General features: G+C 70.3%; 14 protein-coding genes and 1 pseudogene. 4 read left to right on the top strand and 11 right to left on the bottom strand.

What is annotated here, in order from left to right; translation table 11 throughout:
• Window positions 1-23: 23 nt before the first annotated feature.
• The gene (locus MB828_RS13810) at window positions 24-1,097 is read left to right on the top strand and encodes an FUSC family protein (RefSeq protein WP_301648394.1); all 1,074 of its coding nucleotides are present in this window, start codon (window positions 24-26) and stop codon (window positions 1,095-1,097) included.
• A gap of 294 nt (window positions 1,098-1,391) precedes the next feature.
• Here MB828_RS13810 and MB828_RS13800 read toward each other — a convergent pair whose 3' ends face one another.
• Both MB828_RS13800 and MB828_RS13795 read right to left on the bottom strand, forming a co-directional pair.
• On the bottom strand, window positions 1,392-1,508 hold the full coding sequence (locus MB828_RS13800; protein ID WP_301648392.1) for a DUF397 domain-containing protein: 117 nt from the start codon (window positions 1,506-1,508) through the stop codon (window positions 1,392-1,394).
• A gap of 22 nt (window positions 1,509-1,530) precedes the next feature.
• On the bottom strand, window positions 1,531-2,127 hold the full coding sequence (locus MB828_RS13795) for a YdeI/OmpD-associated family protein (RefSeq protein WP_301648391.1): 597 nt from the start codon (window positions 2,125-2,127) through the stop codon (window positions 1,531-1,533).
• Between the two features lie 166 nt (window positions 2,128-2,293).
• On the opposite strand from MB828_RS13795, the gene MB828_RS13790 reads away from it, so the two are divergent.
• Complete coding sequence (locus tag MB828_RS13790; protein ID WP_301648390.1) at window positions 2,294-2,977, top strand: DUF899 family protein; 684 nt, start codon at window positions 2,294-2,296, stop codon at window positions 2,975-2,977.
• A gap of 165 nt (window positions 2,978-3,142) precedes the next feature.
• On the opposite strand, the gene MB828_RS13785 is transcribed toward MB828_RS13790, so the two are convergent.
• Window positions 3,143-3,739, bottom strand: coding sequence for a YceI family protein (locus tag MB828_RS13785; protein WP_133027258.1), 597 nt, complete (start codon window positions 3,737-3,739; stop codon window positions 3,143-3,145).
• Between the two features lie 444 nt (window positions 3,740-4,183).
• On the opposite strand from MB828_RS13785, the gene MB828_RS13780 reads away from it, so the two are divergent.
• The gene (locus tag MB828_RS13780; RefSeq protein ID WP_046729244.1) at window positions 4,184-5,779 is read left to right on the top strand and encodes an acyl-CoA carboxylase subunit beta; all 1,596 of its coding nucleotides are present in this window, start codon (window positions 4,184-4,186) and stop codon (window positions 5,777-5,779) included.
• Between the two features lie 35 nt (window positions 5,780-5,814).
• Complete coding sequence (locus MB828_RS13775; protein WP_046729245.1) at window positions 5,815-6,015, top strand: acyl-CoA carboxylase subunit epsilon; 201 nt, start codon at window positions 5,815-5,817, stop codon at window positions 6,013-6,015.
• A gap of 330 nt (window positions 6,016-6,345) precedes the next feature.
• On the opposite strand, the gene MB828_RS13770 is transcribed toward MB828_RS13775, so the two are convergent.
• From MB828_RS13770 to MB828_RS13735, 8 genes and pseudogenes are all read right to left on the bottom strand, one after another.
• Window positions 6,346-6,927 (bottom strand): GTP-binding protein, encoded by a 582-nt coding sequence (locus MB828_RS13770; RefSeq protein WP_046729246.1) that lies wholly within the window; start codon window positions 6,925-6,927, stop codon window positions 6,346-6,348.
• Entirely contained in the window at window positions 6,908-7,477 is a 570-nt protein-coding gene (locus tag MB828_RS13765; RefSeq protein WP_133027259.1) for a DUF742 domain-containing protein, read from the bottom strand. The genes MB828_RS13770 and MB828_RS13765 overlap by 20 nt, the downstream gene beginning before the upstream one ends.
• Window positions 7,478-7,573: 96 nt before the next feature.
• Entirely contained in the window at window positions 7,574-7,987 is a 414-nt protein-coding gene (locus tag MB828_RS13760) for a roadblock/LC7 domain-containing protein (RefSeq protein ID WP_005479603.1), read from the bottom strand.
• Between the two features lie 10 nt (window positions 7,988-7,997).
• Window positions 7,998-11,267 (bottom strand): sensor histidine kinase, encoded by a 3,270-nt coding sequence (locus tag MB828_RS13755; protein ID WP_301648389.1) that lies wholly within the window; start codon window positions 11,265-11,267, stop codon window positions 7,998-8,000.
• Window positions 11,268-11,659: 392 nt separating this feature from the next.
• Window positions 11,660-12,235, bottom strand: a complete 576-nt coding sequence (locus tag MB828_RS13750) for a GTP-binding protein (protein ID WP_055520027.1) — start codon at window positions 12,233-12,235, stop codon at window positions 11,660-11,662.
• Window positions 12,216-12,614, bottom strand: a complete 399-nt coding sequence (locus tag MB828_RS13745; protein ID WP_019058642.1) for a DUF742 domain-containing protein — start codon at window positions 12,612-12,614, stop codon at window positions 12,216-12,218. Before MB828_RS13745 ends, MB828_RS13750 begins: the two co-directional genes overlap by 20 nt.
• 110 nt (window positions 12,615-12,724) lie before the next feature.
• A complete protein-coding gene (locus MB828_RS13740) occupies window positions 12,725-13,138 on the bottom strand; it encodes a roadblock/LC7 domain-containing protein (RefSeq protein WP_003973453.1) in 414 nt (137 codons plus the stop codon).
• Between the two features lie 9 nt (window positions 13,139-13,147).
• Window positions 13,148-14,628: pseudogene (locus tag MB828_RS13735) on the bottom strand (nitrate- and nitrite sensing domain-containing protein); the annotation flags it as partial.

The raw sequence follows: 14,628 nt of genomic DNA, 5'->3' as shown, positions 1-14,628 counted from the left end.
CACTACCTCATATTATGCTCACCGTGACCGCCAAACTGATACGCAATGCGTACGAAGCGGTGCTGACGATGACCGCGCTCCTGCTGAGCTGGTCCGCGGCCCTGCTGTTGGAGGGCGCAGTGGGGCTGCACACCGACGTGCTCGTCCTCGCCTGCGCCCTGACCCTGACCCTCGCCGGCAGCCAGCGCACCGCGGACACCAGGCGCCGGCTCACCGCGCTGGCACTGCTGCCGGTGACGGCGGGCGCGTCGATCTTCGTCGGCCGTCTGATCGCCTCCCACTACGCGATCGGCGCCGCCGTCTACACGGCCGGCATGGCCCTGGCCATCTGGATCCGCCGCTACGGTCCCGCCGCCACCAAGGCCGGCACACTGATCGCCCTGCCCCTGGTCGCCCTGCTCGTCGTGCCCGGCCCGGCGCTGCCGCCCGAGGCCCAGGACGGGCTGGTGACCTGGGGCTGGTCGGCGCTGATCGGGGCGCTGGCGTGCGGCACGGTGTGGCTGGTGCAGGGGCTGGCGGACCGCTTCGGCCCCTGGCGTCCCGACCCGGCCCCCGCTCCGCCCGCGCGCCGCTCCCGCCTCCACCCCCGCCCCAGCACCCGTATGGCCCTGCAGATGGCGGCCGGAATCGCCGTCGCCTTCGCCCTCGGCGACCTGCTCTTCGACGACCACTGGCCCTGGGTCGTACTGACCGCGTACGTCGCCGCGAGCGGGAACCGCGGCCGAACTGACGTACTGCGCAAGGGAATCGAGCGGTTGGCCGGCGCCTGCGTCGGCACCCTCCTGGCGGCGGGCGTGGCGGCCGCCGGCATCACGGGCCACACGGCCGTGGCCCTGATGTTCACGGTCCTCGCGGTCGCCCTCTGGCTGCGCCCCCTCAACTACGCCTACTGGGCCGCCGGCATGACCTGCGTCCTCTCCCTGCTCCTCGGCTACTTCGGCCAGAACGCACAGCACCTGCTGCCGGTCCGCCTGGAGGGCATCGCGGTGGGAGCCGTCCTGTCGGTGGCCTCGGCCTGGTGGCTGCTGCCGGTCCGGAAACGCACCGCACCCGGCGCGCGCAGCCCGGCGCGGACTCAGCAACACGCGGAGGCGTGACGCAGCCCGGCGGCATGCCACCAGGCGGGCGGGGAAGGGCCGTCGACGGCGGACGACGGCTGATCCGGGTGCAGACCGAGCCGCCACAGCGCACGGGCGTCGACCGACAGGCTGATCCATCCGCGCCAGTGCCCGTCGGCCTCACGCCGGCACGCGAGGTCCCACCGGAGTTCCGCTTCCGCGAACGGCATCCAGTCGACGCCGCGTTCACGTAGTCAAGCGCAGAGGGCGACGAAGGGGCGAGGGCGCCCCGGCACGTTCTCGTACGAGGTGATGAGGACCCAGTCGATCTGCTCAGTCGCGGGGGACGCGGTCAAGGAACTCACTCCAACTGGAGGGGGAGACGGTGAGTATCGGGCCACCGGGGTTCTTCGAGTCACGGATGTGGACGCAGGCGAGTCCGGCGGCCACCTCGACGCAGTCGCCGCCCTGGCTACGGGTGCGGCTTCTCGCCCTTCGCCAGCATCGCCACGAACTTCTCGATCCGGCGTGCCCGGGTCTCGGCCTTCTTGGCGTCCTGGATCCGGTACAGGATCGCGTAGCGGTTCTGCCGGTCCAGTGTCTCGAAGAACGCCGCCGCGCCCGGGGCGGCGGTCAGGGCCGCCGCGAGGTCGTCCGGCACCGTGGCGGTCCTCGCACCGTCGTAGGCCGCCTCCCATCGGCCGTCCGCCTTGGCGCGGTCGATCTCGGCCTGCCCCGGCGGCCGCATCCGGCCCTGCTCGATCAGAGCGGCCACCTTGTCCCGGTTGATCTTGGACCACTTGCTGCGCGGCGTGCGCGGCGTGAACCGCTGGGCCCACCACTGCTCGTCGACCTTGGCCTTCTGGCCGTCGATCCAGCCGTAGCAGAGTGCCACGTCGAGCGCCTGGGCGTAGTCCAGCGCGACGACGGTTCCGGGCCCCTTCTTGCGGAGCTTGAGCCAGATGCCGGGCGAGACGGCGTGGTTCTCACCGAGCCATGCCTCGAACGCCTCGGCGGACGCGAACGCGACGATCTCCAGGTCCTGAGTCACCTCAGCAGCCAACCACACCGGGCCGATCGCGATACGGGATACGACGTGGCTGCCCGGACTGACCGCGGGCGACCGGGGAGAGGCCGTGCCGGTCGGCCTGGCGGCTCCACCGAGGTGAGTGAGCCAGGTGACCCTCCTAGACTTCAAAGGGCCGGGAGGGTCCCACCCCACCCAGGAGGACGCGATGGTGCGGCAGACGAGGCTGGTCGGGGAGTCCGCGGAGTATGCCGGGGCCCGTGAGGCGCTGCGGCTGGCCGAGATCGAGCTCATGCGGCACCGCGAGGAGGTCGCGGCCCGGCGCAGGGCGCTGCCGCCGGGGCCGGCCGTCGACGACTACGTGTTTCTCGCGGGCCCCGACGACCTCGACGCCGGTGACGCGCCGGTGCGGGAGGTCCCCCTCGGCGCGTTGTTCACCGCTCCCGGACGCCCGCTGATCGTCTACCACTTCATGTACGGCAAGCTCCAGACCAGCCCCTGTCCGATGTGCACGATGTGGATCGACGGCTACAACGGCATCGCCCACCACGTGGCCCGCACCGCGGACTTCGTCATCGCCGCGGCCGCCGACCCGTCCGCCCTCCGGCGGTACGCCCGCGAGCGCGGCTGGCACCGGCTCCGGCTGCTCAGCTGCGGCGACAGTACGTTCAAGTACGACCTGGGCAGCGAGGACGAGGAGGGCGAGCAGGACTCCACGGTCTCCGTCTTCACCCGCGAGGACGACGGCACGGTCCGGCACGCCTACTCCGCCCACCCGCGCATGGCCGACGACATCCGGGAGCGCGGCATCGATCTGCTGACGCCCGTCTGGCACCTGCTCGACCTGACACCGCGAGGGCGCGGGGACTGGTACCCGACCACCGACTACTAGGACGGTTTCCGGCCTGTGCCCGCCCTACGGTGTCGCCATGACCGCATTGGCCGAGCGCCCGGCCTCCGTGCGGGACAGCGGAGGGCGGGCGCTACGGGCGGTGGCGAGCGGAGGGCGGGCGCGCGCGGAAGCCGCGGGCGCTTCCGGCGGTTCCGCGCCCTCGGGTCACGCGCTCTTGATCGCCGAGATGTCGAAGTTCAGCTTGATCTTGTCGGAGACGAGGACGCCACCGGTCTCCAGCGCCGCGTTCCAGGTCACGCCCCAGTCGGAGCGCTTGATCTCGGCCTTGCCCTCGAAACCGACACGCTCGTTGCCGAACGGGTCCTTGGCGGCGCCGTTGAACTCCAGGTCGATGGTGACCGGCTTGGTGACACCGAGGATCGTGAGGTCACCGGTGATGCGGTAGTCCTCGTCGCCCAGGGCCTCCGCCTTGGTGGACCGGAAGGTCATCGTCGGGAACTCGTCGGTCTTGAAGAAGTCGGCCGACTTCAGGTGGCCGTCACGGTCGGGGCTGCCCGTGGTGATGCTGGCCATCTGGATGTCCAGGGAGGCGGTGGACTTCGCGGGGTCCGAACCGTCGAGGTGCAGGGTGCCCTCGAACTCCTGGAAGCTGCCCTTGACGTTGGTGACCATCGCGTGGCGCGCCACGAAGCCGAGCGTGCTGTGCGCCGGGTCGATGGTGTAGTCGCCGGTCAGCGCGGCCAGGTCGGCGCCGGTGCCGGCCGTGGTGGTGTCGTCGTTCTTGCGGCCGAAGATGCCCATGGGGTGCTCCTTAAGGGGACGGTCGCGGCTCCGAAGCGGTGATGCCGAAGACGCGGGGCGTTGATGTTGAACATTCAACGAACTCAACGGAGCCCACCGTAGACCTATTCCGTTCAACCTTCAACATCATCCGCCGAAGTGTCGCGCTCATTACGCAGCGTAGTGCTCCATGGGGCGCGCGGCACCACGACGGGACGGGGTGGCGCGAGTGCGGTTAGGGTCTGTCGGAGTGGTCCGTCACTCCGGGGAGGGTATGGACCGCCTGCGAATGTGAGGCGTCTCTCGGCCGACCTCTTTGTGTCACCCCTACAACGGTGAGGCCCTCTGAGCAGTCGGAACGGCTGCATGCCGTTCTGGTTCTGTTCAGTGCTTCCAGGAAAACGCGCCGGAGACTGTACGGAGTCGACGTCTCGGATTCCTTGGTGTCCTTCGTAAGGTCACTACATGACCGTTTTGGAAGAGACGACGGGCGAGCCCACCGGCGAACCGACGGACGCGCGCGGGCGGGTCGCCGAGCTGCACGAGATCCGTGCGGTGGCCGTGGCCGGACCCAGCGAGAAGGCGACCGAGGCGCAGCACGCCAAGGGCAAGCTGACGGCCCGGGAGCGCATCGAGCTGCTCCTGGACCCGGGTTCCTTCCAGGAGGTCGAGCAGCTGCGCCGGCACCGCGCGGTCGGGTTCGGCCTGGAGGCCAAGAAGCCCTACACCGACGGTGTCATCACCGGCTGGGGCACGGTCGACGGCCGTACGGTCTTCGTCTACGCCCATGACTTCCGGATCTTCGGCGGCGCGCTGGGCGAGGCCCACGCCACCAAGATCCACAAGATCATGGACATGGCCATCGCGGCCGGTGCTCCGCTGGTGTCGCTGAACGACGGCGCCGGCGCCCGTATCCAGGAGGGCGTCTCGGCCCTCGCCGGGTACGGCGGCATCTTCCAGCGCAACACCAAGGCCTCCGGGGTCATCCCGCAGATCTCCGTGATGCTCGGCCCGTGCGCGGGCGGCGCGGCCTACAGCCCCGCCCTCACCGACTTCGTCTTCATGGTCCGCGAGACCTCGCAGATGTTCATCACGGGACCGGACGTCGTCAAGGCCGTCACCGGCGAGGAGATCACCCAGAACGGGCTCGGCGGCGCCGACGTCCACGCGGAGACCTCCGGCGTCTGCCACTTCGCCTACGACGACGAGGAGACCTGCATCGCGGAGGTCCGCTACCTCCTGTCGCTCCTCCCGCAGAACAACCGTGAGAACCCGCCGCGCGTCGAGTCCACGGACCCCCTCGACCGCCGCAGCGACGTCCTCCTGGACCTGGTGCCGGCCGACGGCAACCGGCCGTACGACATGGCCAAGGTCATCGAGGAGATCGTTGACGACGGCGAGTACCTGGAGGTCCACGAGCGCTGGGCGCGGAACATCATCTGCGCGCTCGCCCGCATCGACGGCCAGGTCGTCGGCATCGTCGCCAACCAGCCGCAGGTCCTCGCGGGCGTCCTGGACATCGAGGCGAGCGAAAAAGCTGCGCGCTTTGTCCAGATGTGTGACGCTTTCAATGTTCCGATCGTCACCTTCCTGGACGTACCGGGCTTCCTCCCCGGCGTCGACCAGGAGCACGGCGGGATCATCCGGCACGGCGCCAAACTGCTCTACGCCTACTGCAACGCGACCGTCCCCCGGATCTCCCTGATCCTGCGCAAGGCGTACGGAGGTGCCTACATCGTCATGGACTCCCAGTCGATCGGTGCCGACCTGACGTACGCCTGGCCGACGAACGAGATCGCGGTCATGGGCGCCGAGGGTGCGGCCAACGTGATCTTCCGCCGGCAGATCGCCTCCGCCGAGGACCCCGAGGCCATGCGGCAGAAGATGGTCAAGGAGTACAAGGCCGAGCTCATGCACCCCTACTACGCGGCCGAGCGCGGCCTGGTCGACGACGTCATCGACCCGGCCGAGACGCGCGAGGTGCTCGCCAGGTCGCTCGCGATGCTGCACACCAAGCACGCCGACCTGCCGTCCCGTAAGCACGGCAACCCCCCGCAGTAATCCTGCGGAAACCTCTCTCACGGAGACTGACACCCATGAACGTGCCTGACATCCGCGTCGAGAAGGGCAACGCCGACCCGGAGGAAGTCGCCGCCATCACGGCGGTTCTCCTGGCCCGCGCGGCCGCCCGGCCGACCGCCGACACCGAGCAGACCCACCGAGGCCGCGCCAAGGCCGGCTGGCGCCGCCTGGAGCGCGAGAACGGCTTCCGCGCCCCGCACAGCTGGCACGGCTAGGCTGCGCCGCCTGACCGACAGTACGTAGGAGAAGGGCCCCTCTTGCCTGAAGAGGGGCCCTTCTCCTGTGTGTGCCAAGGACCGCCGGGCCGGTTCGGCACCGCCGGACGCCGCCGTCGTGGCTCAGCGCCGTCGCGGCGGGAAAGAGAGTTGCCTGCGCTGCGGCCGCGGCAAAAAGCTCGGGCCCCTTCACAGGAAGGGGCCCAGGTATGCGCCCCCGAAGGGGCGCTGGGGGTACCCCCGGCCGAAGGCTGGGGGAGGAACTGCGCGACAAGCCACGATCCGCCCGCGGTCGGCGAACGACCGGTCGTGGCAGTCCGGTTGCCGGAACTACCGCAGCCGAGCCATCAGCGCGTGCTCCACGAGGGTGATCAGAGCGCTCTTCGCATCGGCACGATGCCTCGCGTCCGTCGTGATGATCGGCGTGTCCGGGCCGATCTGCAGCGCCTCGCGGACCTCTTCGGGGTTGTAGGGCTGGTTGCCGTCGAAGCCGTTGAGGGCGATGACGAACGGCAGGCCCGAGTTCTCGAAGTAGTCGACCGCCGGGAAGCAGTCGGCGAGACGGCGGGTGTCGACCAGCACGATCGCGCCGATGGCGCCGCGTACCAGGTCGTCCCACATGAACCAGAAGCGGTCCTGGCCGGGCGTGCCGAACAGGTACAGGATCAGGTCCTGGTCCAGGGTGATACGGCCGAAGTCCATGGCGACCGTGGTGGTCGTCTTGTCCCCGGTGTGGGTGAGGTCGTCGATGCCGGCAGACGCGGACGTCATCACGGCCTCTGTGCGCAGCGGGTTGATCTCCGAGACGGCACCGACGAACGTGGTCTTGCCCACGCCGAAGCCGCCCGCCACCACGATCTTCGCGGAGGTGGTGGAGCGGGAAGGACCGCCGCTAGAGCTTGCGAAGTCCACTGAGCACCCTTTCGAGCAGTGTCACGTCTGGCTGGCCGCCGGCGTTCTCGTCGCCGCCGGGCTGATGGATGGCGACCAGGCCCGCCTCCGCCAAGTCGGCGACGAGGATCCTGGCCACGCCGAGTGGGATCGTCAGCAGGGCCGAGACTTCGGCCACCGACTTGATCTCCCGGCAGAGGTTGCAGATCCGCTGATGCTCGGGCAGCTGGCCCTGCATCTGGTGCGGCTGCGCGGTGGTGTGCACCAGCGCCTCGATGGCGAGCTGGTACCGCGGGCGGGTCCGGCCACCGGTCATGGCGTACGGACGCACCAAGGGGTTGTTCGACCCCGAGGCCGGGGCCGAATCGGGGCGGCGCTGCGGCTGCACCGGCTGGATGCGCGGCGCCGGCGGCTGGTCGTACGGCGAGGGGCCGGGGCCCTGCGGCGCGTACGGCTGCCGGTGGCTGGGCGTGGAGGGGAAGTTGTACCGGTTCCCGGAACCGTCGCCCTGGCCCTGCGCAGGCCCGTACGACCAGTTGCCGTTATTAGAACCGCCTGGGGGTGTTGCCACTTTCTCTCCTCCTCCGACCGTGCCGGGCACCCAACCTTGTGGAGCCGCGTCCCGAAACCTTACGGCCCCGGGACGCCAAAACGCACCGTCTGACTATTAGTTGAGAAGGCTTCCCTGGAGTTCCGCACGCAGATCCGGGGTAAGTACCGTGCCCGCGCGGTCCACCAAAAGGGCCATCTCGTACCCAATCAGGCCGATGTCGGCCTCCGGGTGGGCCAGGACGGCCAGCGAGGAACCATCGGAAACGGACATGATGAAGAGGAATCCCCGCTCCATCTCCACAACCGTCTGATTCACGCTGCCGCCCTCGAAGATCCGGGAGGCGCCTGCCGTCAGGGACGTCAGACCGGAGGCGACGGCCGCGAGCTGGTCGGCACGGTCGCGGGGGAAGCCTTCGGACATCGCCAGAAGGAGTCCGTCGGCGGAGACCACCACGGTGTGGGACACCCCCGGGGTGTTGTCCACGAAGTTGGTGATCAACCAGTTCAGGTTCTGTGCCGCCTGGCTCATCGGGCTCACACTAACGCTCCTGGTTGTAGGTGCTGTCAGGACCGAAGCCCTGGCCGTTCGTTTCACTGCCTGCGTTGCGTCCGCGCTCGACGCCGCGACGCAGGTTGCTCAGCCTGCCCCGGATGTCCTCCGGGGCACGGGAGACCTGTGGGCCTCCTTGGGGGGTGCTCTCGGCGGCTCCCTCGACCAGGTTGGCCTTGGGTACCCGCCGCGGCAGGCCGGAGGAGGTGACCCCGCCCGCCTTGGGCTTGCGCAGTTGCGAGGCCTGCTGCCAGCGTTCGTCGTTCTGGGAACGCCAGCTGTTGTCGGTGCTCGGCTCCGCGGCCGGGGCCGCCGGTGCCGGAGCGTGCCGTGCGGGGCCCGTGCCGTTCGAGCTGCCGCCGGCGGAACCGCCGCCGAGGGGGCCCCGGCGGGGCAGCCCGGCGTCGGTCAGCTGGTGACCGGCGGTGGGGGCCGTGCCCGGACGGTCGAAGCCTACGCGGTTCCGCGACTCCACGTCACCGGCCTGCGCCGACTCCGTTTCGGGAGCGTACTGGGCCGGGTAGCCGTTCTGGTAACTGTCCTGCTGCGGCCAGTCGTCCTGGTAGGGCTGCTCACCGAAGGCCGGGAAGGCCTCGGGGGCGGCGGCCTGCGCGGCCGCGGGCTCCTCCTGGACCGGCTCCGGATACGTGGGCTCGGGGTAGCCGCCGCCGGCCGGGAACGTCTCGGTGGAGAACTGGTCCCGCTGCGGCAGGCCGTTCGGCGCGTAGAACTGCTCGTCGTACGTGCCCTGCGGCTGCTCCTGGTACGACGGCTGCGCGTCGTAGCCCGTGGGCTGCTCCTGGAAGCCCGTACCGCCGTTGTCGTAATCCTGTCGACCGTGTCGGCCGCTGTCGAACTCGTCGGTGTACGCCGGGATCTCAGCGGTCTCCTGGGGGGCTCCCGGGAGCTGTGCGCCCTGCGGGGGCTGCGCCTGGGCCTCCAGGGCCGCACGGCGCTCCTCACGCATCAGGGAGCGGCCGACCGGGTCCAGGTCGCGGATGTCGTCGGGGACGTCCACGTAGCGGCTGTCGTCGAAGCCGAGCTCGGCCGCGGTGCGCATCGGCTGGAGCTGCGGCTGCTGGAAGCTCTCCCCCCGGAACTGCTGCTCCGGGATGATCTGCGAGACCGTGAACTCATCGCGGTCCAGCTGCTGTTCGCCGCCACCGCCGTGCGTGATCGCGTCCGGCAGCATGACCAGCGAGGTGGTGCCCGCCTGTTCGCCGGAGGGCCGCAGCTGGACCCGGATGCCGTGCCGGTCGGACAGCCGGCCGACCACGAACAGACCCATGCGCTGGGAGATCGCGGCGTCCACGGTCGGCGGGTTGGCCAGCTTGTGGTTGATGTCCGCGAAGTCCTCGGCGGTGAGGCCGATGCCCTTGTCGTGGATCTCGATCATGACGCGGCCGTCGGGAAGACGGGTCGCGGTGACGCGGACCTTGGTCTGCGGGGAGGAGAACGTCGTCGCGTTCTCCAGGAGCTCGGCGAGCAGGTGCACGAGGTCGGTCACGGCACGGCCGTGGATCTCGGCCTCCGGGACGCCGGACAGCTCGATGCGCTCGTACTGCTCCACCTCGGAGGAGGCGGCGCGCAGCACGTCGACCAGCGGGACCGGCTGGTCCCAGCGGCGGCCGGGCTCCTCGCCGGCGAGGACCAGGAGGTTCTCGCCGTTGCGGCGCATACGGGTCGCGAGGTGGTCCAGCCGGAAGAGGTTCTCCAGCTGGTCCGGGTCGGCCTCGTTGTTCTCCAGGTCGGTGATCAGGGTCAGCTGGCCCTCGATCAGCGACTGGTTGCGGCGCGACAGGTTGGTGAAGATCGCGTTGATGTTGCCCCGCAGCAGGGCCTGCTCGGCGGCGAGCCGGACGGCCTCGCGGTGGACCTGGTCGAAGGCGCGGGCGACTTCGCCGATCTCGTCGGTCGAGGTGATAGGGATCGGCGCCACCCGGGTGTCGACCCGGCCGGGGTCGGTCCGGGAGAGCTGGTCGACCAGCATCGGCAGCCGCTGCTCGGCGATGCCGAAGGCGGCGTTGCGCAGCTGGCGCATCGAGCGGGACATCTGGCGGGCCACCATGCCGGCCAGGATGAACGCGGCGAGCAGGGCGACCACGACCGCGGCACCGGTGATGAACGCCGAGGTCTTGGCGTCGTCGGCGATGCCGGAGGCCTCCTCCACCGCCTTGTCGGCCATGTCCGACTCGATGGTGCGGTAGGCGCTGTACTTGAGGGTGTTGACCGTCCACCAGTTGTCGGCGGTGACGCCCTTGGCGGCCAGCGCCTGACGGGTGGACGTGTCGGTGTCCTTCAGCGTCGCCAGCGCCGTGACCATCGCGGTGTCGCCGGAGGGCGGGGCCACGTAGTTCGGGTCCTTGGCCTTGGCCTGCTGGACCAGGGCCGCGCCGTCGGACTTGATCTTCTTGGTGAGGTCGGTCAGCTTCTGCGCGTCCGCCTCGGTGCCACCGCCGACGTACTCCTCGACGGCGATGCCCTCCAGGTAGGCGTACGAGGAGAGGGCGACCCGCTGGGAGGCCAGGTTGCCGGCGTCCGGTCCCGGCTTGAGCAGCAGCTGCATGCCGATCGACCGCTCCAGCGACAGCGCCGCCTTGGTGAGCGAGATGGCGTAGACGGTACGGCCGTAGGAGGTGATGTTTCCGGTGCCCAGACCGAGTTCGTTGGCGAACTCCATCAGGGGGTGGGCGACCTCGACGTAGCCCTCTTCGGTCTGCACACCGGTGAGCTTGGTGGTGTACCCCAGGGTGCGGAGGTTGGTGAGTTTCGGCTCGGCCTCGCGGAACAGCTTCAGCCGGCGCTCCAGGCCCGGCTTGCTCGGCATGTTCTGCGCGGCGGCGTCGAAAGCGTCCGCGGCCTTGTCGGTCTGCGCCCGAGCCTGGGTGACGACCTGCTTGTTCTTGTTCAGCAGGATCGGTGCCGCGCTGACGTCACGCTCGTTGTAGAGGGCGTCGGCATAGCTGAGGGCGGCGCGGACCAGGCGCGCGGTGTTCTCCGCGTCCCGGGCCTCCTGCCAGGTGTCGATGGAGCTCTTCACCTGGAAGCCGCCCATGACCAGGCCGACCGCCACGGGTATGAGCAGGATCGCGTTCAGCCTGGTCGGCACACGCCAGTTCCGCGGGGAGAAACGGCCGCCGCTCTTCGCGGGCGCGGCCGGTGGTTCCGCGGCTGGCACAGGGGTGGGCGCCGCAGCGCGCGGCGGCGGGGTGAAGTTGCCCCGTGCCGACGGCTCGGGACCGTTCTTGCTTCGCCTCACTCGACCAACAACCTCTCGGCGGCGGGCACCTGTCGTCGTGCCGCAGTCTCTCAGAGCCCGGTGTGTCACAGACCACTACTCAGTACGTCTTTGACTATTGGGCAGTTCAGGCATTCCAGCACGGGGCCCGGCGCTCTTCCAAACAGTGGAAACCGCCGGAGTACGCTGATGTAAGCCCCAGATAAAACGGTCATAAAGAGCGAGCCCCGCCAAAAGGCGGGGCCGTTGTGAGCGCAGCGGTACCGCGTGACAACGACGCGTGGCGATACCACCGGATTCCTCTGCCGAAACGTTATGAACACCGGAGCCGACCGTGTCAAAGGCCACAGCCGGCTCCGGTTTTGTTACGACAACTGCCGTACATGACGACGGATTTGAGTACGACCCGGCCGCTACCGCAGCCGTGCCATGAGGGCGTGCTCGACCAGCGTGATGAGCGCGCTCTTCGCGTCCGACCGGTGCCGGGCGTCGGTCGTGATGATCGGCGCGTCCGGCCCGATCTGCAGCGCCTCGCGCACCTCTTCGGGCGTGTAGGGCTGGTGCCCGTCGAAGCCGTTGAGCGCGATGACGAACGGCAGACCGCTGTTCTCGAAGTAGTCCACCGCCGGGAAGCAGTCCGCGAGCCGGCGGGTGTCCACGAGCACGACGGCGCCGATGGCGCCCCGCACCAGGTCGTCCCACATGAACCAGAACCGGTCCTGGCCGGGCGTGCCGAACAGGTACAGGATCAGGTCCTGGTCGAGCGTGATACGGCCGAAGTCCATGGCCACCGTGGTGGTGGTCTTGTCCCCGGTGTGGGTCAGGTCGTCGATGCCCGCCGAGGCGGACGTCATCACGGCCTCCGTGCGCAGCGGGTTGATCTCGGAGACCGCTCCCACGAACGTGGTCTTGCCGACGCCGAAGCCGCCCGCCACCACGATCTTCGCGGAGGTGGTGGCCCGGCCTCCGTCAGAGCTTGCGAAGTCCACTGAGCACCCTTTCGAGCAGCGTCACGTCCGGAGCGCCGCCGTTGTTCTCGTCGCCGCCCGGCTGGTGGATGGCGACCAGGCCGGCCTCGGCGAGGTCGGCCACCAGGATCCGGGCCACACCCAGCGGCATGGCGAGCAGAGCCGACACCTCGGCCACCGACTTCACCTCACGGCACAGGTGGCAGATGCGCTGGTGCTCCGGGAGCAGCCCCATGAGCGCTGCCGGGTCGGCCGTCGTGCTGATCAGCGCCTCGATGGCGAGCTGGTAGCGCGGCCGGGTCCGGCCGCCGGTCATCGCGTAAGGACGTACCAGCGGCTGGTCGCCCTCGTCCCCGTACGGCTCCGCGTACGGATCATGAGAGGCGGTGGGCGGGGTCATCGTTCCTCCGGGCGGGACAGCAAGTCGGTCAGTCGTGCCGTCGGACGTGGCCGGTGGGGGGATTGTGGCGGCCGGACGGTGATTTGGTGAGGTGGGTTGGATCCAGGCTGTCAGTGGAGCAGACTGCCTTGCAGTTCGGCGCGCAGGTCGGGCGTGAGCACCGCGCCCGCGCGGTCGACCAGCAGTGCCATCTCGTAGCCGACGAGGCCGATGTCGCACTCCGGGTGGGCCAGGACCGCGAGGGACGAGCCGTCGGAGACGGACATCAGGAACAGGAAGCCGCGTTCCATCTCGACGACCGTCTGCGCCACGTTGCCGCCCTCGAAGATCCGGGAGGCCCCGGCGGTCAGCGAGGTGAGCCCGGACGCGACGGCCGCGAGCTGGTCGGCACGGTCGCGGGGGAAGCCTTCGGACATCGCCAGAAGGAGACCGTCGGCGGACACGACGACGGTGTGGGACACACCGGGGGTGTTGTCCACGAAGTTGGTGATCAACCAGTTCAGGTTCTGTGCCGCCTGGCTCATCGGACTCAACTAACGCTCCTGCTGGTGAGTGGGGTTCGGGAAGCTGCCGGTCTGCTGGCCGGGTGCGGCCTGCCTGCCCTGCGCGATACCCCGACGGAGATTGGTCAGCCGGCCGCGGACGTCATCAGGCGAACGCGAGACCTGCGGACCTGCTTGGTGCTGTTGCTGCTGCTGTGCGGTACCCGGTACGAGGTTCGCCCGGGGCACTCGCCGCGGCAGCCCGGAGGTGGTGACACCGCCCGCGGCCGGCTGCCGTACGCGCTCCGCCTGACGGACGAGATCGTCGTTGGGCGAAGGGCGCCAGGAGCTGGTCGCGGAACGCTGGGGGGCCGCGGCCGCGGGGGCCGGCGGCTGTACGGGCGCGGGCGGGAGCGGCGCGGAGCCGTTGCCTGCCGGCGTGCCGTTGTGCGAGCCGTTGCTCTGCGGGTGCTGGTCCTGCTGGCCGCCGTGGAACCAGTTGGTCTCCAGCGTGTCGTACAGCGGGGTACGACCGTCACCGGGGCCGCTGGCCGGCGGCAGCGCCTCCGGCTCCTGGCGGGCCGGCGGCGCGGGCGGCATCGGCGGGCGCTGTGCGGCGCCGAAGTCCGCACCGCGGCCGTTGGTCCCCGGACGCTCGAACTGCCCCGTGCCGTGCTGGCCGTTGCCGTTCTGGCCGTTGCCCGGGTAGCCGTTCTGGCGGCCGGGCAGCGAGTGCTGGCCGGTGGCGCCGCCGTCGAAGGACGGGGTGGCGAACTGGCCCGTGGAGCCGTTGTCGTAGGCCTGCGGAGCGGCGAACTGGCCGGTGTTCTGGGGACCGCCGGGCTGCGCGGACGGGGTGCCGAAGACGTCGGAGCGGACGAACTGCTGCCCTTGGTCCTGCTGGCCGTTCACGTTCGGACGCGGGAAGGAACCGGTGTCCTGCTGGCCGTTCAGCCCGGGGCGGGGGTACGAGCCGGTGTTCTGGTTGCCGCCCGGGACGTTGAAGTCCGGGCGCGGGAACTCACCGGTCGCCGACGGGCCCTGCGGGATGGCCGGCATCTGCGAGGTGGCGCCGAGGTCGTGCCGGTCGTCGACGCGGGGCATCGGCGCGGTGTGGCCCTGGTCCTGCTCGTCGTGGCCGCGCGGGGCGTCCAGCGAGGCACGGGAGACCGGCGGCTGGGCGTTGTCGTCGCTCCAGCTGGGCCGGCCCGCCTGCGGGTTGCCGCCGGGCAGTTCGGCCCGCGGACCGCCGCGCGGCGGCAGCTGCGGCTGACGGCCCTGGTCGGAGGGGTTCGCGGTGCGCTGCGGCGGAACCGGGCCGCGGTTGCCGAAGGCGTCCTGGCCACCGAAGGATTCCTGCTGGTTGCCGAACGCGTCCTGGCCGCCGAAGGCCCCGCCGTTCTGCCGGCCGCCCTGCTGCGGACCCTGGGGGCCGCGCGGGCCGCCCGGCGCACCGGGACGACCGCCGTTCGGGCCCGCGCCGGGCAGCGCGGCCCGGGGACCCTGGCCCGCGCCGACCTGGCCGCGCGGCG

Source organism: Streptomyces arenae (assembly GCF_022343545.1).
Classification (GTDB): Bacteria; Actinomycetota; Actinomycetes; order Streptomycetales; family Streptomycetaceae; genus Streptomyces; species Streptomyces humi.
Note: the sequence above shows the minus strand (reverse complement) of the source record. Positions and strands in the feature narration are given on the sequence as shown.

Bases quoted from the DNA above. Each gene is read 5' to 3' on its own strand.
- MB828_RS13790 (WP_301648390.1), top strand. From the start codon at position 2,294: ATGGTGCGGCAGACGAGGCTGGTCGGGGAGTCCGCGGAGTATGCCGGG.
- MB828_RS13785 (WP_133027258.1), bottom strand. From the start codon at position 3,739: ATGGGCATCTTCGGCCGCAAGAACGACGACACCACCACGGCCGGCACC.
- MB828_RS13780 (WP_046729244.1), top strand. From the start codon at position 4,184: ATGACCGTTTTGGAAGAGACGACGGGCGAGCCCACCGGCGAACCGACG.
- MB828_RS13775 (WP_046729245.1), top strand. From the start codon at position 5,815: ATGAACGTGCCTGACATCCGCGTCGAGAAGGGCAACGCCGACCCGGAG.
- MB828_RS13760 (WP_005479603.1), bottom strand. From the start codon at position 7,987: ATGAGCCAGGCGGCACAGAACCTGAACTGGTTGATCACCAACTTCGTG.
- MB828_RS13745 (WP_019058642.1), bottom strand. From the start codon at position 12,614: ATGACCCCGCCCACCGCCTCTCATGATCCGTACGCGGAGCCGTACGGG.
- MB828_RS13740 (WP_003973453.1), bottom strand. From the start codon at position 13,138: ATGAGCCAGGCGGCACAGAACCTGAACTGGTTGATCACCAACTTCGTG.